Origin of the sequence: Methanobrevibacter thaueri (genome assembly GCF_003111625.1) — an archaeon.
Lineage (GTDB): Archaea > Methanobacteriota > Methanobacteria > Methanobacteriales > Methanobacteriaceae > Methanocatella > Methanocatella thaueri.
In genome coordinates this window covers 112,671-131,564 of record NZ_MZGS01000020.1, presented here as the reverse complement: position 1 = coordinate 131,564, position 18,894 = coordinate 112,671, and the positions used below count along the sequence as shown (strand labels likewise).

Below are 18,894 nucleotides of genomic sequence, written 5' to 3'. Positions count from 1 at the left end.
GTAAAAAGGTGTTTTTTATGTTAGTTAAAAGAACAATGTCTAAAAATGTAGTTAGCGTTTCCGTTCCGGGAAATCGTGAAAAAGTTTTAGACTTAATGAGAAAAGAAAACAAAGCAGTGCTTCCTGTAGTTAAAGAAGACACTGATATTTTAGTAGGACTAGTAACTCGTTCTGACTTAATTAATAATCCTGATGAAGAACAAATTGCAATGTTGATGACCAGGGATTTGATTACTGTTAAACCTGGTGACGATGTGGTTGATGCTGCTCGTCTTATGATGGAGAATAACGTTAGAAGAGTTCCAGTTGTAAACGATGACGGCGAATTAGTAGGTATTATCACATCTTTTGATATAGTATCCAAGGCTTTAACCAAAATTGAAGTAAATCAAGCTGTTGAAGATTTCATGATCACTACTGTTCCAACAACCTGGGAAAAAGCTCCATTAAATGTTGCTTTTGAAACCATGAATCAATTTGGTTTAAAATCTGTTTTGGCATTAGATGATGATGCAAAGTTATCAGGAATTTTAACCGAAACCGATTTCATATCCGAAATCGAAATCATCTCTGAAAGAAGCGAACACAGTTCCACAGTAGGTACTGAAGGGGACAAATGGTCCTGGGACAGTACTTCCGTCTTGTACATTGAGAAAAATCACTTGAAATTCACAGACAAAGTAGTTGCTGACGTTGCAGTAAGCAATGTTGAAGTGGCAAACTCCAAAACCAAAGTCACAGACTGCGCTAAAAAAATGAAATCCTTAAACATTGAGCAAATTCCTGTTATCGGTGTTGAAGGAGACTTAGTGGGACTTGTAAGGGCAAGCGACTTGATTAAAGCATTAGTAGAATAATGTGATAAGATGGCTGTTAGTCCTGTTTTAGTGATTAAAACAGATGATAGTGTTGTAAGTGTTCGTGCAAGGTTATATGATGATTTTGCAGAACACAACATTGTTCTGAATTCTGTCATCACTTACTGGTGGGCTAATAACATGCCTCCAGCTTTAAAATTTTTGGAACTTTTTGATTCAGTTATCAAAAGGACAATTAATGAGATCATGCCACATAAGAATTTGAAACTAAAGTATGATGTCACCGCTAACCAGACTTTGGAAAAGGCTTCCGAAATCGAAATCAATCTGATTTCCGTGGTCGCCGATGACATTGGTTTCAAAATTGACGGCAACTCATTTTCCTTATCCGGTATCCGCAAGGTCGAAGATGATTTTGAAAGTAAAGAATTTTCAACAACATTTGACCATGTTATCGAAACCCCAGACATTGTCTTGAAAAAATATAGGGAAATGGAAAACAAGAATTAATCCTCATTAATTTTTCATCTATTTTTCGGAGAGTTCAACTCTCTCATTTATTTTAATTTTCGATTATTTAAACAATGTTTTTTAATTTTACTTTCATTTGCTTGATTGCAGATTCAATTAAATGAGTTCTTATTATAATTTTTAGAAATAGTTTTTTGTAAATCTACATCAACTTATTCATTAATGTAGTTTTTGATAAAATTGAGCAATTCCTTTGCATCCTGCTTTTTGATGTCTTCGCTTTCACGAATAAAATTAATCAATTTGGATTTTTTCTCATCATCCAAACTGGATTTGGCCAAAGTGTTGGCATAGTTCCTTTTCGGATAGAATGTTGATTTGGAAATCTCAACCAGTTCGTCCTTCTCATCCTGTGTCAAGATGTTTTCAGACACGGCATTTGCAAAAACATAATCCATGCTTATCAAAGGCACGGACAGTGCCTCCAGGCTTTCGCTGTCAAGCATCACGGCAACGTCATCATCAGAATCGATGGCTCCGCTTGCATACTGATTGTAGCAGTACCCGATGCCCTGCATTCCGAGGCTGTCCAGTTCGGATGCCCTCAACGCACCCATGCTTGAGGCTCCAAACACCTTGACACCCCTTTTCATCACATCAAGGATTTCACGATGGCCCACAGCGGAGTTCTGATGGAAAACCCCATCGATTATGCCAATAATGTCCGGATTTTCCTTGATGTCATGGCCCAAATCCCCTCTTTTGATTGGTCTTTTGTAGATGACCTCAACATCATCACTGGAATCGAGGATTTGGCGAGCCTCATCAAAAGGAATTGACAATCCTGTATAAATTAAAATTTTCATAGTATCATACTTTTAAAAATCTGTAGCCTGCCCTTGAAGGGTCAATTGCATAGACTTCCATTTCGGGAATGATTACGCGAACAACACTCACATCGACTTCAGGCCTTGTCAAATCTGTGTATAGGACATGCTTGATGTCATTTGCAATCAGTTCCTCCTTGACAATATCAATATCCTCATCGATTGAAGTGGTGGACTTGTTTTCAATGTCTGAGAGGTTGATTTGCTCCTCTTCCTGTCTGAAGTAATACTTGTTGATTCTTTTCATTCTCTCATAGCCGGCTTCACGGGCGAAATCGGCTCTGACGGTATCTTCACGGGCACCGTTGATTTGTGTTGCTCTGCTTTGCGCAACTTCAGTCAAGGCTCTCAATATTGCGACTTCCGGGTCAAGGTGGGTTCCGATACCCAATGTCAGAAGTCCCGCATCCCTTGTCACGGTATCGTCTGCTGAGGCGGCTATTGTAGGAATGTTTATGTCTGCAGTGAAGTCCATCAGTTTGATCTTGATTCCCTGTGATTCGAACTTGTCAATAATCTCATTAATCAACTCGCTTTCAATGCTGTCTATGTTGATTTGGGAATAGTTCTTGTGAGTCATCTCGAAAATGCTCCATGCATCCCTTTCGATAACCTCAAATATTCCATGCAATATCGCTTCCTCAAGAACGTTTCCGGAAGCAAGTCCGTTTGTATTTGACTTGAAAAGGCTTTCAACATCGCTGTCATGATTATATGGGTGGAAAACCGCATTTGACAGTACATAATAATCATTGCCTGTGATTATGTCATGGGCCAAATTCCATTCGAACCTGGTGTCTCCCAAATCTGCCTTTTCAAATTTCTGAGGTAGGTTCAATGATTTGGGCTCAATATATTCTCCCTTCTCGCCAATCTCGTTTGGGGTTGCAAAGATGGTATCGTCGCTTTCCTGCTTTTCGGCGGAATATCTCTCAAAACCTTCCATCATGGCTGAAGCCTTGGCATGATCCTTGCTGATTCCCTTTCCACCGTAAATGCTGATTGCCCCATCCTCAGCGGTTGGTCGGATAGCTGTAAATACCGGCATTCCGATTCTATCCAAATCAGTAATGTCGGCAACACGTGTTATTCCAACGGTTTTCAGCTTGTCCTCGTTGATTTCAACGGTTTTTTTAGGAGCTATTACCCTATGGGTTCCTTTAAAGTATGTGAGTTTTTCAGTCATTTTACATTCCTATAATTAATCTAACAATATTTTGAACGCCGATTGTCATGGACATTAAGGTCAAAATTCCAGCTATTGCTATAGTGACAACCCAAATTCCGAAATTCCATGCCATTACCTTTGATCCATCCAGGTTTCCGATAGGCAATAGGTTGAACACGGCCAGGAAACTGTTGATGGAATATCCAACTGCACAGATGATGAATACCAATGCGTAGGTTTCTGAATATAATGCGGAAGGATAAACTGCTGTTGCAATCCCAAGGAATATCAGTGCAAGAGCAATGTTGACGACAGGTCCTGCAATGGATATCTTACCGTTTATCTCATCGGTCATGTAATTGGCGTAGGTGTATACAGCACCAGGTGCTGCGAATACAAAGCCGAAAAATGAAGTGATGAGTGCGAATATCAATCCTTGAGGCCATAATTTAAATTCGGCCCAGTATCCATATTTCATTGACACGAATTTGTGTCCAAGCTCGTGTAGGATAAAACCTGCTCCCACACCAACCATAACAATAGGCAAAATAGATAATATTGCATTTACATCTCTTCCACCGTTCACTATTGCAAAACAAAGTGAAATGATGATGAATGCAATTATTAAATCTCTAACTTCACTTGCTGTAAACTTAAACATAATGTTAAAATATCTAATTATATATATAAAGTTTTTTCTAAAATATTAATCATGGACCTGCATATTGACAATATTATAAAAGATATGAAAAAGGATGATTTCCAAGCTTATTTATTAACTCAATTCACTAATGTGGAATATATATCAAATTATAAGCCAACCAGCTTCGCATTTTGCATAATAAAGGATAATCCAATTATTTATGCCTCAGGAATGGATATGGAACTGGCCAATAGGGATTCCAAAATAGAAGTCAAGGAGTATGAATCATATGAGGTCATGATTCGTGAACTTAAGGAAGATGGAATCAAAAGCCTCGCAATCGAGCCAACCTTGCCATTCAGCACATATTCCAGATTCAAGGATGACTTCCAAATTGAGGCCAAGACCTACATAGACAAGCAAAGGATGATCAAGACTCCTTTAGAGATTGAAAAGATAACCAAGGCAACAGAAATCGCTCAGAAATCATTTTTGCAGCTGGACATATTGAACAATGGAAACACTGAAAAGGAGATAGCATTTGACCTTGTCCGCCACATGATTGAAAACGGGGCATTCAAGGAATCCTTTGACACAATCGTGACAAGCGGAGCCGATTCAAGTCTTCCGCATGCAATTCCGCAGGCCAAGAAATTAGAACAGCCAATCCTAATCGATTGGGGTGCAATCTATGATGGGTACTGTTCGGACAACACCCGTACAATGGTTTATACTGAATTTCAACAGGAAATCTGGGACATTGTGGCGGAAGCCCATGACAAGGCAATCAAGGCAATAAGGCCCGGAATGAAATGTTGTGAAGTCGATAAGGTTGCAAGGGACATCATTGCTGATTATGGCTATGGCGATAAGTTCATCCACTCAACAGGCCATAGTTTGGGATTGGACATCCATGAGACTCCCGGGTTTTCCCTTCGAGATGAGACCACAGTTGAGGAAGGCATGGTGATAACGGTTGAACCGGGAATATATCTTGAAGGCGAATTTGGAGTTAGGCTTGAGGATACAATAGCCGTTTCAAAAAGGGGCAATGTCATTGGTGATTTGCCGTTGAATATCGATTAGAATTTGCTATGAAGAGTTATTCATGTCCTCTTCTTTTTAAATTTTTAAATATTTGGCCTTTAATGTTATTCAATTTTTTCCACATTTCCTGTAAAATTTGTATAACATGAAATTTTATATACTTATTCATTCAATAGTTAAGTGATTGATGAATCAGGTAATTCTATGAGATATATTAATAAGGTTGATTTGTTGATTATTGCCAGAAATATGAGTCTCTTGATGATTGGAATAGGACTCCTATGCCTAGTTCCCATAATAGTCGATTTGATATTTCTGGAATTCAATGCAATCAGTTATCTCATACCTGCATTGATATCTATTTTTCTTGGAGTTATATTTGCAAAAGCCTTTGGGAAATATGGTGATAAAAGGGTCCGCCTCAAGCATACGATGATGATATCCTCTCTTTCTTGGCTGTGGGCGTGCATCGTCTGTGCTTCGATACTTTATCTGGTGACCGGTACAGGCATCATTGACTGTGCTTTTGAATGCATGTCAGCTTTAACCGGTAGTGGAATTACCATTTATGCTGATGTGGAGGCTTTGCCATACAGCATACTGTTCTTCAGAGCATTCCAACAATGGATTGGGGGATTGGGTGTTGTTCTTATTATTATTTCATTTGTTGCAAAACCCGGAAGCGCATCTCATAAGCTATATGTATCAGAAGCCCGTGAGGACCGTATAAAGCCATCCACTAAGGCAACTCTTAAAAATACTATCATAATTTATTTTATTTATACTGCCTTGGGTATTGTTCTATACATTCTTGCCGGAATGCCTATTTTCGATGCGGTCTGCAATACCTTCAGCATTATCTCAACCGGAGGTATGAGCATCAAGAACGCAAACATAGGATTTTACCAGAATGACATAATCTATTTCATCACAATGGTCCTGATGGTATTGGGGGCAACAAGCTTCCTTGCTCACTTTTACATCATAAAGACACGCGGAAGATCATTAATTCATGATTCACAGTTTCAGGTGATGATTTGCCTGATTGCAGTTACATCAATGCTAATATATTTCGCATCAAACATTCTTCCAATGGACATCCTGTTCACGGTGGTTTCTGCCATTACAACAACTGGGGCAAGTATTGAGAGTTCCACTGTAATGGGGGCCTGGCCTTCATTTGTCATATTCATTATAATGATGCTGATGCTTATTGGCGGTTCCACCGGATCCACTGTAGGTGCAATCAAATTGAATCGTGTCATCAGTTTTTCCAGGGGGATATATAGAAATCTGCGTCAAATAATATCTCCGAGGGGAGCGGTTATTCCAAACCCTAAATCCAAGGGGAAACTTGATGATAAGGTCGCAACACAAAGCGGAAACTACATAACCCTTTACTGCCTGTGCATCATATTCACATGGGCTGCATTCTGTCTTTACTGTCATGACCCTTTCGATTCACTGTTTTTCTCCATGTCAATGCAGGGTAACATCGGTTTGGAGATTGGACAACTATCACAAACAATGGAATGGCCGTTAAAAATAATAGGGATGTTCAACATGTGGAGCGGAAGGCTGGAAATATATCCTTTGCTTATCACATTCAGGGCATTTTTCGAAATTTTTAAAAGATAATTGATTAATATATTAACTTGAAACAATCCATTTCCATAATGGAAGATGATGTGAGTCAATATGTCAGGAAAATCATTTGTTGCAAGTCTGGAAGAGATAATTTTAAGGTTTACAAAACCCGCCTATATGGATTCTAAAGATAAGATTGAGGATTTTATCAAGGAAAAGGCAACTAGTCAGGTTAAAATTCCTAAAGGAATTTTTAAAAGCAGGGATTTCAACGGTATTGATGTTTTCACTTTTGGCGATGAGAATGCTCACCATACCATTCTATTTGTGCATGGAGGAGCATACATAAATGAAATCAATTATCAGCATTTGCTCTATTGCTTCAAGCTGTCACGAAGTTTGGACGCTCAGGTTATCGCACCGGTTTATGGGCTTGCCCCGAATCACAATGCAATGGAATGTCTGGATGCCATTGAAAAAGTATATAGGGGTCTAATTGCACAGAATAGGAACATCATATTGATGGGAGACTCCGCTGGAGGAGGATTCGCATTATCGTTTTGTCAACACTTAAAAGAAATTGATTTGCCACAGCCGGAGAAGATAATCGTGTTTTCCCCATGGGTTGATGTTTCAATGGAAAATACTCCGTATGACAGTCAAAACGATCCTATTCTAGGGGATATCGGCTTAAGGGAAATCGGCAGGTCCTGGGCTGGAGATTTGGACATGAAGGATTATCACGTAAGTCCGCTTTATGGCGACAATAGGGGATTGCCAAGAACGCTCATATTTGTAGGGGGCAGTGAAATCTTCTATAAGGATATCAGAAAATACGTTGATAATCTCAAAAGCGATGGTGTCGATGTCAAGCTCATAGTTGGAGAGGGTCTGTTCCATATCTATCCATTATTCCCGTCACCTGAAGCTAGGAACGCTTTTAAAGAAGTGAAAAAGTATATATTAGGTTAGTTAGGTAAATTCCAGGTATAATCTGTTATTTTTTCATAAATATTTAATTTTAATCCTATGATTCTAAATGCGCTGACGTTCAAATTTACTTTTTATAATAATAAATCCAATAAAAATTATAAATTAGTGCCAACAGACATAGTAACAAGATTAATACATATGTAACTATGGTTCCTATAGGGTTTAGGTGATGTTTATGGACAGGTTCTTAGCTGAAACACCAAGTATTGATTATATGAATTCTCATATTCAAGAGAAGGTCTGTGAATTAAAAAATCAATCGGCTGATGACGCTGATTATATAAAAAGATGCTATTTCTTTGTTAGAGATGAAATTCCCCACTCATGGGATATTGGGGTAAGTACTGTTTCTAGAACTGCCAGTGATACATTGATGAATAAAACTGGAATATGCTGGGCAAAATCATGTCTTCTTGCAGCGCTTCTAAGGGCAAACGGAATTCCGTCAGGAATCAGCTATCAGCTTCTGACAATAGCGGAGGATGACAGTCAAGGCCACATTGTTCATGCTTTAAATACAGTCTTCAATGGAGATAAATGGATCAGGCTTGATGCTCGGGGAAATACTGGGGAGGATGATGCGGAATTTAGTTTGGATAAAGACCAGTTGGCTTTTCAAGTTCGGGAGGAATTCGGTGAAATTGACTACAAGGACAATAATGCAGATTTGGATGAAAGGCTGGTGAATGCACTGGCGCAAACCGATAATTTATTTGAGATTAACATAGACTTTGACTTTTAAGTTTGGGTGGAGTAAAAATAAATGATTCGTGAAATGCAAAGCAGTGACTGGAAGAGGGTTTCGCGAATATTCTAAAATTAATTGAAAATAGATAATTTTAATAATACTTTAGGATAGAGACATTATTAATTAAATCTTAGGAGATAGGTGATAAAAAAATGGTTTCTAAAAAATTAATTTTAGTACTGGCATTGGCTTGCTTAGCTATCTTTTCCATAGTTTCAGTTAGTGCAGGGGACTTTTTAAATGATGAAACTACCATTGCAGGGCATGATTTTAATATACCTGATGGATATAAGAAAAATGAGTCATTTATATCAGAAAATGAAACTACTAACTCAAACGGAGCTATTTTTTATGCTAGTGCAGAGAGTTATTATAAAGGTGAAGATGATATAGTATATATTCAAGTGTCAGATTACAGCTATCCGGGTTATGAAACTAATTTGACTGATGCCCATGTTCAAAAGTCAGGATTGGGAGAAAAAGAATTTATTAATGGCCATGAAGGTTTAATTGCAGAAAAGAAATTTGATGATTTAAATGTTCATGCATTTTTTTATGCCGAAGATGGTGATCTGGTATGTGTAATGACTACAGATGATAGTTTATTTGAACAGATAATTCCTGAAGAATAATCGTTTAGTTAATTAATCTATATTTTTTCTATTTTTTATTTTAAATTTATTCTCTTAGTTTGAATTGAATGATGTTGAAATATTCATTATATGTTGATAAATTTAACATGAAAAAAATATTCTCTAATCGTATTAGGATTTAGAATATTATTTATTCAATATAAATCTTGTTTTCACCCTGTAAAATTGCTTTAGAATACAACAATCCCTTTATATATTTCAAAGTTTAATATTATTTTATGAAATTTAAAATAATTGATGATTTAGTAATATTATTGGACAATATTATTCTTGAAAAGCAATTTTCTAAATTGCAGGAATTTTTACTAAGTGAGGCCATTTTTACGGATGCAAGTAAAGTTTTAGTCATATTCATGATATCCATTTTATTTTTTTGAAATTATTTAGTAAAATTGACTGGATTCTGTGAAATTATCATTAAATTTTTTATTAGGAGATATTTGTTTAAATTTTTAGAAATATATTAAACACATTTTATTTTTCTCGAAATTTTTAAAATAATTATATTTCATATCGGGTTTTGGTCATTTACATTTTTTTTATTCGCTAAATTTAATATTTTTTCAGATGATTCTTTTTAATTGTTCAGATTTTTTTTAAATATAATATATCTTTTGCAATATAAATATATATTTATATGTCTTTTTATAGACTTTTAAGTATATATATGAAAATATCTTTTATCAAAAATATTTTTAGAGGATAAGTAAAATGAAGTTCAAAAAGACAATATTTATATTGATTATTGCTGTTTTTCTCATCAGCATTGCGGGAGTATGTGCAAGTGATGTGAATGATGAAGCAGTAGCAAGTCAGAATTTTACAACAATAGAATCGACTCAAACTGATGAAAATGAGGAGATAAGTTTGCCTGATGAAAGCCAAGTAGTCGGCCAAACGGATAATCAAGAAATGATAAGTGCGGATGTCAAGGGAACATTCGCCGCATTGGAACGCGAAATTCAAAATGGATACAATTCCAATATAACATTGAAGAATGACTATGCATATGAGGGATCCGGATATGAAGATGGGATAACCATTAGCCAGTCCATAACCATTGACGGAAACGGAAGCACAATCGACGCCAAGGGACAGGCAAGGATATTCAATATCCGGGCGGATAATGTAGTCATCAAAAATATAACATTCATAAACGCTAAATCAACATATGATGGTGGCGCTGTCAGCTGGGATGGCGTCTGTGGCAGCCTTTCCGGCTGCCGTTTTGTGAATAATTCCGCTGAGGGTTTTGGCGGTGCCGTTGTATGGAATGGTGCCAACGGCATGGCTTTCGACTGCAGTTTTGTGAATAATTCTGCAAATAGCGGCGGTGCCATTTGTTATTATCGAAGCACCAATTGTTCTGTTTCTTATTCTAGTTTCATAGGCAATTCTGCAAGATATGGCGGTGCAATCGATAATACTCTTGCCGATAATTGCTCTGTTTTCTATTGTAATTTTGAGAATAATTCTGTAAAGGAGGCTCAAAATGCGGGGGGAGTCATCTCTTGGAATGGTAATGGTGGTGTTGTTTCTGGATGCAGTTTTGTGAACAGCAGTGCCGAGTGTGGCGGTGTTATGTACTGGACGCGAGATAACGGCAATGTTTCAGGCTGTCTTTTTGTAAACAACAGCGCTGATGAGGGTATCATCTATCTATACAATGGAAATCACGGCAAGAACTTTTCAGTCAATGACAACATCTTCCTGAATAATGAGGGGGTTGCAATCTATTTTTATGAAATGGATTCCGGATCAAACGCCGACTACAACTGGTTTGGGCATAATGCAACCAATTACAATATAAGGCCAACAACCACAGCCAATGTGGAAATAAATACTTGGCTGTTTTTAACAGCCACATCAACTCCGAATGCACTCTACCTTTCAGACTCATTCGATGTCGTCTTTAGGTTATGCACTTATAACTCAAGCGAAATATCCGAATATGATAATGGCCGTTTAAAAGAGGTCAACCTGACATTGACTCCAATAAATGGCAGAGTCAATACTACCAGGACAAATCTGGAAAGGCCTGTACGCTACTATTCAGAGGGTTCTGGAAGCAAGCTGACGGCAACAGTGGAAGATGCTGCATACACTATACAAATAACTTCAGAGGTAATGTCATTTTCCGAGTTGAACAGCGTTATAAACGGCGTCACTATTGATACAATTACTTTGGATAAGGATTTCAAATATAATTCAACCACGGACGGCTATTTTATAAATGGAATAATCATCAATCGTCCGCTGACAATCATTGGAAATGGCCATGTCATAGATGGTGCCGGACAGGCAGGGATATTCTATATTCAATCACATGATGTGGTGCTCAAGAGTATAACATTCATAAATGCATCCCGGGCGAATGATGGAGGTGCCATCTTATGGGAGTATGACGGCAATGCCAATATTTCCGATTGTGTTTTTGTGAATAATTCCGCAACTAAGGGTGGAGCTATCATGTTGTGTGGTCCTAACAGTGCTGTTTCGGGCTGCATATTTGTGAATAATTCTGCTTCAATGGGAGGCGCCATCTATTGGAATTGGTTAAGTGATGGTGTTGTTTCCGGTTGCGCTTTTCTAAATAACAGTGCCGATGATGGCATAATATATTTCCAGAATAACAATTATGATGATGTTCACAACTTGGCAATCAATGACAATATCTTCTTGAATTGCAATGGTGCTGCAATTTCCTTTTATAGAAGTGTTTCAGGTTCCAATGCCGACTACAACTGGTTCGGGCACAATGCAACCAATTATAACGTTAATCCTAATTTGCCAAGCTGTACTGTCTGGCTATTCTTAAACGCTACAGCAACTTCAGATACTCTGGGGCCTTTAGAAACCTCAGAAATCATATTCAAATTATATGCATATGATTCAAATTCACAAGGCGTCGCTGAGTATGATAACGCTCTGTTCAACAACATCAACTTGACAGTCACATCAACAGGAGGCAGCGTTGATAAAAGAGTTGCCAAGTTAAATGAAACTATCAAATTCACTCCTACTGAAAGTGGAATCGCTACTGTAACTGCGCAATTTAAAAATGTAGAACAGAAATTTGATATTGATGTCACTTTGCATGACGCTAGTGTCAGTGTCAATAATTCCACTTTGGATTTGAAAATTGGTGATACATTTACTATTGTTGCCACTCCTGATCCTGCTAATTTGAATGTTACTTTTGTTCCTGATGATTCAGGTGTTGTAAGTGTTGATGAAAACGGTTTTGTCACTGCTTTGAAAGGAGGTACTGCGACTATTGTTGTTAAAGTTGGCGGCGATGGCAATTACACTGAGAATTCAACCACTGTCACAGTCACTGTAAGTAAATTTTTCACTGAAATCATTCTTGAAAATGATAATTTTGAATTAAACGCTCTTGAAAATATTTCTGCTGGTGCCACTTTGAATCCTGCTTCTGCAGGTAACTTGACTTACACTTCAAACGATACAAGTGTTGCTATAGTTGAAAATGGAGTAATCAAGGCTCTTGCTGCGGGCACTGCTACAATCACTGTCAGTTTTGCGGGTAATGAATATTATGCTGCTGCTCAAAACAAGACCATCAATGTTGTTGTTAAGTTGAATGGTACTAGTGTCACTGTCAATAATTCCACTTTGGATTTGAAAATTGGTGATACATTTACTATTGTAGCCACCACTGTTCCTGATGGTTTGGATGTTACTTTTGTTCCTGATAATTCTGGTGTCGTCAGTGTTGATGAAAACGGCGTTGTCACTGCTTTGAAAGCGGGTACTGCGAATATTGTTGTTAAAGTTGAGGGTGATGATCATTACGCTGAGAGTTCAACTAATGTCATCGTCACTGTAAGTAAAGTCTTTACTGAAATCATTCTTGAAAATGATAATTTTACATTAAACGCTCTTGAAAACATTTCTGCTGGTGCCACTTTGAATCCTGCTGTTGCAGGTAACTTGACTTACACTTCAAACGATACAAGTGTTGCTATAGTTGAGAATGGAGTAATCAAGGCTCTTGCTGCGGGTACCGCTACAATCACTGTCAGTTTCGCAGGTAATGAAATTTATGATACTGCAGAAAATCAGACTATTGCCGTTACTGTCAGTTCGAATGCACCTCCTGTATTCGCTCTTTCTGAAAACAAGAATGTTGCCGCTCTTTACTCAGCTAAAGCAAACTACAAAGTTCTTGTAACAATAGACGGTAAAGCTGTTGGTGCAGGTGAAACAGTCACTATCAAATACAATGGCAAAACATACAATGTAAAAACAGACAAGAACGGTTACGCAACCTTGAAACTTAACACCAAAGTTAAAGTCAAAAAATACACTATCACAGCAACATACAAAGGCATAAAAGTGACCAACAAGGTAACAATAAAACATGTTATCAAAGCAAGCAACAAAAAAGTCAAAAAATCCAAAAAAGTTACAAAAGTAAAAGTTTCCTTGAAGAAAGTCAACGGCAAATACCTCAAAGGTAAAATTCTCAAGATTAAATTCAACAAGAAAACTTACAAAGTAAAAACCAACAAAAAAGGAGTTGCAACCTGGAAAGTCAAAAAATCCATGCTCAAAAAACTCAAAGTTGGCAAAAAATACAAATACAAAGTAACCTACGGAAAAGACATTGTAACCAAAAAATTAACCATTAAAAAATAGAGATCAATAATCTCTATTTTACCTTTTTCTTTTTTTTCCGGAATATAGTTTCAATAATTCTAATTATGGTCATTATTTTTTTGATATAATATTGTTTTCACATTATAAAATTGTTTTTAAGAACAACCAACGCTTTATATAATTTAACATCTAATATTATTTCATGAAATTTAAAATAATCAATGATTTAGCGATATTTATTGACAATATTATGCCTGAAAAGCAATTATCTAAATTGCAGGAGTTTTTACTGAGTGGGGCCATTTTCACGGATGCAAGTAAAGTTTTAGCCATACTTATAATTTTCATTTCAGTAAGTGAGATTGTATTAATGTTAACAGTAACAATGATAAGCTTTCCCATTTCCGTATTTATTCTGCCGTTATTCGTAATTCCGGGACTTTTCACATATGTCATTGTCCAGCAGGAAAGGCGAGCTCAGGAGATTGAAAAGACTGCGCCTGACTTTCTAAGGCAGCTTTCAAGCATGCTTCAGGTCGGACTCAGTTTCGAAAACGCAATGGAGGACATGTCCCAGTACGGCGAAGGACCGCTCTATGATGAAATTCACAGGACAATCATCGAGATTCGCATGGGCAGGAATTTTGATGATGCCTGGCGTGCAATGAGCCGGCGGTTGAAGTCAAGGGAACTGGAGAGGATATTTGGAATAATCCTTGATGGAAGAAAATCAGGATCAAGCATATCCAGGGTGTTGTCGGATGTATCCGATGACCTGAGGGATTTGATGGCTATTAAGCGTGAGAGAAAGTCTGCAGTGATGATGTCTGTGATGTTCCTTCTGATTTCCGCTGTCATCGCAACGCCATTCTCGATTGGTATGGTCAGCGTCTATTCTTCTTTCATGCAAAGCTACGGCATCGAGTCGGAAATCATCATGACCGCACCGATTGCAGGGGAGACGTATCTGGTGATTCATTCGATTCTGGTGGCCTTCATCATCAGCATAATCATGTATGCTGATGTCAAAAAGGGAATCAAGTTTTCACTACCCTTGGCAGCTTCATCATTTGGAATATTCTATTTCATTTCTACATTTGGCGGAAGCCTGCTCATGGGGGGATTGTGATGGATAACAAAGGTCAGTCTTCAGCGGAATTCATTCTGCTTTTTGGAGGAATATTTGTCGTGGTTTTGCTTGCAATTCACATGTACAACAATTACATGAGCGACTTGTCAGGTGAAATCTCATCAAGGGAAGTCAACCAGTTCAATAATCAGTTGAATGGTCTTGGAAAATATTTCAAATAGTCTAACCCTTAAGCTTTGGAATGATCCAAACTCCAAAGATTGAAATCAGGCAGCATATCATTATGGCAGGAGGATATGCGAGATATCCAATCACCATTCCAATTAGGACCAAGGCGATTGTGAAATACATGGGATAGGAATTGTCCAAGGCAACCAGAAGGGCAATGTTTCCCTGATCGGCATCCTTCAGGAATCTGCAGATTGTCATTGAAAGTATTGCGGTTATGATAAAGATCAATCCGTACATGAATTGAGGGAAGAACACATAGAAGTTCTCGGCAACGAATGTTGTAAGATACGGAAGCAATGAAAACACAAACAGTGTAAGTCCCATTGTCCAAATAACCTTAGGGTCAATCTTATTCACGATGCTGAATACGTTATTGTTGAAATTCCAGAAGTTAAAGCAGATCATGAAACTTATTGCGTAGATGATAAACTCATATTTGATGTCAAGCAGCGCCTGCCAACTGCCGTTGCTTGCAAGTGGAATTTCCAAAACAATAATTGTGATGATGATTGCAAGAATCGCATCAATCAACGCTTCGAATCTTTCAGTTTCCATCGTTATCCCTCCTCAGCAATCTTCCAATTAGAATCCATAGGATAATTGATATCAAACAGGAATAATAGATTCCCGGAACATATATTGTGTATGTTAAAATGAATCCTATTGCAATTATGATTAAAGGCAAATTCATATAATATGAGTTATGATTGATGTTCTGCAGGTTCTGATTGTATGGATTGCTCCTGTAAACCGCCCTTGTGGCCAATGTGTTAAGAATATGGGTTACAATGAATATGATTCCAAACATTGTCTCGGCGGGCACTGAATAAAAGTTATTGGCAACCCAAATAGTGAAATAAGGTATCAATGAGATTACAAATGTCATCATTCCATAAATCCAAAGGGTGGTGTTGTCTATGCTTTCAACAAGCCCAAATAAATTATGGTTGGCATACCATAGGTTATATAAAATCAGGAAACTGATAAAATAGGCAACATACATTGTTTCCAACTCTAGAAAGGCACCTAAGGTTGGACTTGCAGGTTGCGGGATTTTCAAAACAAGCACTGTTATCACTATTGCAATGATTGCGTCGAAAAATGTTTCAAAGCGATTTGTTTCCATAAGTCAATATTTATTATTTCATGATATAAAATATTAAGTAAAGGTGATAGAATGGACATGTTGATTGGTGGAAAGCATATTTCAAGTGAAGATTTAGTTGATGTTGAAAACCCTTATACCGGTGAGGTAATCGATACGGTACCCATAGCTCACAGGCAAACTGCACAACTGGCAATTGATGCAGCAAATGATGCTAAGGAATCTTTGGTTGTAATGTCAGCGTTCAAGATTTCTAATAAATTGCTCAATGCAGTCGCCAAACTGGAGGAAAGGAGAGAGGAATTTGCTCAGCTCCTATGTCAGGAAGTGGGAAAACCGATTAATGAGGCACTGGTTGAAGTAGACAGGTCAATTGAGACATTGAGGCTATCTGCCGAAGAGGCTAAAAGAATCTATGGTGAAAGTGTGCCTCTGGATGCAGGTCTCAACGGCAAGGGATTTTTCGCATTCACTCAAAGGCTGCCTTTGGGTGTGGTTGCGGCAATAACACCATTCAACTATCCGCTTAACCTCACAATCCATAAGATAGCTCCCGCCATAGCATGCAAGAACACCGTAATCGTAAAGCCTCCGACAGAAGCGCCATTGTCCGTCATGAAATTCTGCGAATTGCTTGATGAGGAATTTCCCGATGGTGTCGTCAATGTGGTGACAGGATACGGTTCCGAGATTGGGGATTATCTGGTTTGCTCTAGCGAGGTCGATAAGATCTCATTCACAGGAAGCGTGACAACCGGAATGATGATTTCACAAAAGGCAGGGATGAAAAAGGTGACTCTTGAGCTCGGAGGAAACGATCCTGTAATTATTCTAAAGGATGCGGATTTGGATAAGGCGGTTAAAGGCATAATCAACGGTGCATTCCTTAACGCAGGACAGGTCTGCATGGGAGTGAAACGTCTGATTGTTGAGGATTGCGTTGCAGATGAATTGGGCAAGAAACTGGTTGAGGCAACTGAAAAGCTCATCATGGGAAATCCATCAGACTCAAAGACAACCTTGGGAACACTGATAAGTGAAAAGGCAGCAATGCAGGTTGAGGAGACAGTCAACAATGCAGTCAGTGAAGGAGCCAAAATACTCACTGGAGGAGTTCGTGAAGGGGCATTTTACTCAGCAACAGTAATTGACAATGTCACACCGGACATGGATTTGGTTGTAAGGGAAACATTCGGTCCTGTGGCACCAATCATACGTGTACATGACCTGGATGAAGCAATTGAAGTTGCAAATGCCACTGAATATGGCCTTCAGGCAGGAGTGTTCACTGCAGATTATGCGGCGGCAATGAGATGCGCTCAGGAAATCGAGGCAGGAACAGTGTTTGTCAACAAGCAGTCAACATTCAGAACAGACAACATGCCGTTCGGAGGATTTAAAAACAGTGGTGTAGGCAAGGAAGGAATCAAGTACGCCGTTGATGAAATGACAAAAACAAAATTGATCGGCCTTAACTTAAGGTAAAACGGTCAATTCTAAAAAAAAGAGGATGTGAAAGCTATTTTAAATAGTTTTCAACAAGGTTACGTGTTTCGTTGAGGGATTCCATAGGTATTCCTTTTGGCATCTGGCCAAGCTCTCCGTCAACGTCTTTTAGGATGCTTCCATCCATTCCCAAAAACATTCCCTCGCTCACGATGTCGCTGAAGGATTGGGGAGGCAATAGTGAGACTCCAACCTTATTGTTGTCCTTGACATTCATGTCATTTGTCACAACGGTTATTGCACGTTTTCCAAGGTTCACGTTACACAGCATCAGCTTATCATTGTTTGGATGGCTTGTGACGCTCATAACTTCTCCAACCTTGATGTCAACGCCCATGATTGGGTCGTTTATTGGTCCAAGGGCTAATCTGTCTTTCAATCCAATTATAGTGTCAAGGAAAAACCTCACTTTCGCAATGTTTTCCTGGGTTTTTTGCCTGTCTTCCTTAGGTGCGTTGCTCAGGAACTTCTTGTTCCAATCATCTCCACCCAGGTACTCGATAATCTTTAAGGCCTTTTCCTTTAAGGCTGCAACATCAGGGGAGTTTACCAATTCGTCCCCTTCAAGATAGGAGTATGTCAATGACTGGAAATCACTGTTCATCTGTTTACCCATGTCAACTGCCTGTTTTTTATTCCAGCTTCCTCTAAATGAAGCTGTTGGTATAAGATTCAAATAGTTTTCTCTTGCTTTACTTGCTACTAAAATTCTATAATCTTTTGTTGTATCCCACATTTAAAGCCCTCTTTTATGTCTATTTATATTTTAATTTTATAATTTAATAAGTTTTTTGTAAAATAGGGTATTTATTTAGTTTAAAAACATAAAGTATTTATATTAACAATAAAATAAATTTATACATATTTATTTAATTATTATGTGGTGTAATCATGGTAGAAGTTTCAAAATTACGTAGTTTAGATATTTATACCAACACAGGACATTATGTTGGTCGTGTAGAAGATGTTATTCTTAATATTAGATTAGGAACTATCTCAAAATTACAAGTAAGGGCTATAGAGCAACAACCAAAACCAGCAGGTCTTTCAAGATCCTTCATTGGTATGATTCGTGGTGAAGCACCTGAAGAAAATGAAATGAGATCTTTCCAAAATGACTTATTAACCGTTGACTTTGATAAAGTTCAAGCTATTGGAGACATTATGTTAATCAACCCTAGGGACATTAAAAAAGTAACTCCAGAACCACAAATCCCTGAAGCTACTACTCCAAAACCTGAAACCCCACAACAACCACAAGTTGAAACTCAAAGTCAATTTGATGCTGAAAGATTATAAACAATCTTTCATTAATTTCTTTTTT

Annotated in this window: 18 protein-coding genes; 12 read left to right on the top strand and 6 right to left on the bottom strand. The window is 37.9% G+C overall.

All coding sequences use genetic code 11. The features are described from left to right. Positions 1-17: 17 nt before the first annotated feature. Complete coding sequence (locus tag MBBTH_RS05120) at positions 18-857, top strand: CBS domain-containing protein (RefSeq protein ID WP_116591980.1); 840 nt, start codon at positions 18-20, stop codon at positions 855-857. Between the two features lie 9 nt (positions 858-866). Then, entirely contained in the window at positions 867-1,328 is a 462-nt protein-coding gene (locus tag MBBTH_RS05115) for a hypothetical protein (RefSeq protein WP_116591979.1), read from the top strand. A gap of 173 nt (positions 1,329-1,501) precedes the next feature. On the opposite strand, the gene MBBTH_RS05110 is transcribed toward MBBTH_RS05115, so the two are convergent. The 3 genes from MBBTH_RS05110 to MBBTH_RS05100 are packed head-to-tail and all read right to left on the bottom strand — an operon-like array spanning position 1,502 to position 4,005. Next, complete coding sequence (locus MBBTH_RS05110) at positions 1,502-2,155, bottom strand: TfuA-related McrA-glycine thioamidation protein (protein ID WP_116591978.1); 654 nt, start codon at positions 2,153-2,155, stop codon at positions 1,502-1,504. Positions 2,156-2,159: 4 nt separating this feature from the next. After that, the gene (locus tag MBBTH_RS05105) at positions 2,160-3,362 is read right to left on the bottom strand and encodes a YcaO-related McrA-glycine thioamidation protein (RefSeq protein ID WP_116591977.1); all 1,203 of its coding nucleotides are present in this window, start codon (positions 3,360-3,362) and stop codon (positions 2,160-2,162) included. A gap of 1 nt (position 3,363) precedes the next feature. Then, a complete protein-coding gene (locus MBBTH_RS05100) occupies positions 3,364-4,005 on the bottom strand; it encodes a site-2 protease family protein (protein WP_116591976.1) in 642 nt (213 codons plus the stop codon). A gap of 51 nt (positions 4,006-4,056) precedes the next feature. Here MBBTH_RS05100 and MBBTH_RS05095 point away from each other — a divergent pair, with 51 nt between their 5' ends. The 8 genes from MBBTH_RS05095 (at position 4,057) to MBBTH_RS05060 (ending at position 14,949) form a co-directional block, all read left to right on the top strand. Then, positions 4,057-5,073 (top strand): aminopeptidase P family protein, encoded by a 1,017-nt coding sequence (locus MBBTH_RS05095; protein ID WP_394340195.1) that lies wholly within the window; start codon positions 4,057-4,059, stop codon positions 5,071-5,073. Positions 5,074-5,238: 165 nt separating this feature from the next. Then, the gene (locus tag MBBTH_RS05090; protein ID WP_116591974.1) at positions 5,239-6,672 is read left to right on the top strand and encodes a TrkH family potassium uptake protein; all 1,434 of its coding nucleotides are present in this window, start codon (positions 5,239-5,241) and stop codon (positions 6,670-6,672) included. A gap of 60 nt (positions 6,673-6,732) precedes the next feature. Further along, a complete protein-coding gene (locus tag MBBTH_RS05085; protein ID WP_116591973.1) occupies positions 6,733-7,593 on the top strand; it encodes an alpha/beta hydrolase fold domain-containing protein in 861 nt (286 codons plus the stop codon). A gap of 196 nt (positions 7,594-7,789) precedes the next feature. After that, positions 7,790-8,356: a transglutaminase-like domain-containing protein gene (locus MBBTH_RS05080; RefSeq protein ID WP_116591972.1), complete on the top strand. Its 567-nt coding sequence runs from the start codon at positions 7,790-7,792 to the stop codon at positions 8,354-8,356. A 158-nt stretch (positions 8,357-8,514) separates the two neighbouring features. Continuing rightward, positions 8,515-8,994, top strand: a complete 480-nt coding sequence (locus MBBTH_RS05075) for a hypothetical protein (protein ID WP_116591971.1) — start codon at positions 8,515-8,517, stop codon at positions 8,992-8,994. A gap of 732 nt (positions 8,995-9,726) precedes the next feature. Next, positions 9,727-13,677 carry a right-handed parallel beta-helix repeat-containing protein gene (locus MBBTH_RS05070; protein WP_116591970.1) on the top strand — a complete coding sequence of 1,317 codons (3,951 nt, stop codon included), beginning with the start codon at positions 9,727-9,729 and terminating at the stop codon, positions 13,675-13,677. A 163-nt stretch (positions 13,678-13,840) separates the two neighbouring features. Then, entirely contained in the window at positions 13,841-14,767 is a 927-nt protein-coding gene (locus MBBTH_RS05065) for a type II secretion system F family protein (RefSeq protein WP_116591969.1), read from the top strand. Further along, complete coding sequence (locus tag MBBTH_RS05060; RefSeq protein WP_243409687.1) at positions 14,767-14,949, top strand: class III signal peptide-containing protein; 183 nt, start codon at positions 14,767-14,769, stop codon at positions 14,947-14,949. Before MBBTH_RS05065 ends, MBBTH_RS05060 begins: the two co-directional genes overlap by 1 nt. Before the next feature lies 1 nt (position 14,950). Here MBBTH_RS05060 and MBBTH_RS05055 read toward each other — a convergent pair whose 3' ends face one another. Then, entirely contained in the window at positions 14,951-15,514 is a 564-nt protein-coding gene (locus MBBTH_RS05055) for a TMEM175 family protein (protein WP_116591967.1), read from the bottom strand. After that, positions 15,504-16,085 carry a TMEM175 family protein gene (locus MBBTH_RS05050; RefSeq protein ID WP_116591966.1) on the bottom strand — a complete coding sequence of 194 codons (582 nt, stop codon included), beginning with the start codon at positions 16,083-16,085 and terminating at the stop codon, positions 15,504-15,506. The genes MBBTH_RS05055 and MBBTH_RS05050 overlap by 11 nt, the downstream gene beginning before the upstream one ends. Positions 16,086-16,136: 51 nt before the next feature. Here MBBTH_RS05050 and MBBTH_RS05045 point away from each other — a divergent pair, with 51 nt between their 5' ends. After that, positions 16,137-17,549: a lactaldehyde dehydrogenase gene (locus MBBTH_RS05045; protein ID WP_116591965.1), complete on the top strand. Its 1,413-nt coding sequence runs from the start codon at positions 16,137-16,139 to the stop codon at positions 17,547-17,549. Positions 17,550-17,583: 34 nt separating this feature from the next. Here the strand turns inward: MBBTH_RS05045 and MBBTH_RS05040 are convergent, their stop codons facing one another. After that, the gene (locus tag MBBTH_RS05040) at positions 17,584-18,306 is read right to left on the bottom strand and encodes a tRNA-binding protein (RefSeq protein WP_116591964.1); all 723 of its coding nucleotides are present in this window, start codon (positions 18,304-18,306) and stop codon (positions 17,584-17,586) included. A gap of 155 nt (positions 18,307-18,461) precedes the next feature. On the opposite strand from MBBTH_RS05040, the gene MBBTH_RS05035 reads away from it, so the two are divergent. After that, positions 18,462-18,869, top strand: coding sequence for a PRC-barrel domain-containing protein (locus MBBTH_RS05035; RefSeq protein ID WP_116591963.1), 408 nt, complete (start codon positions 18,462-18,464; stop codon positions 18,867-18,869). The last annotated feature ends 25 nt before the right edge of the window (positions 18,870-18,894 follow it).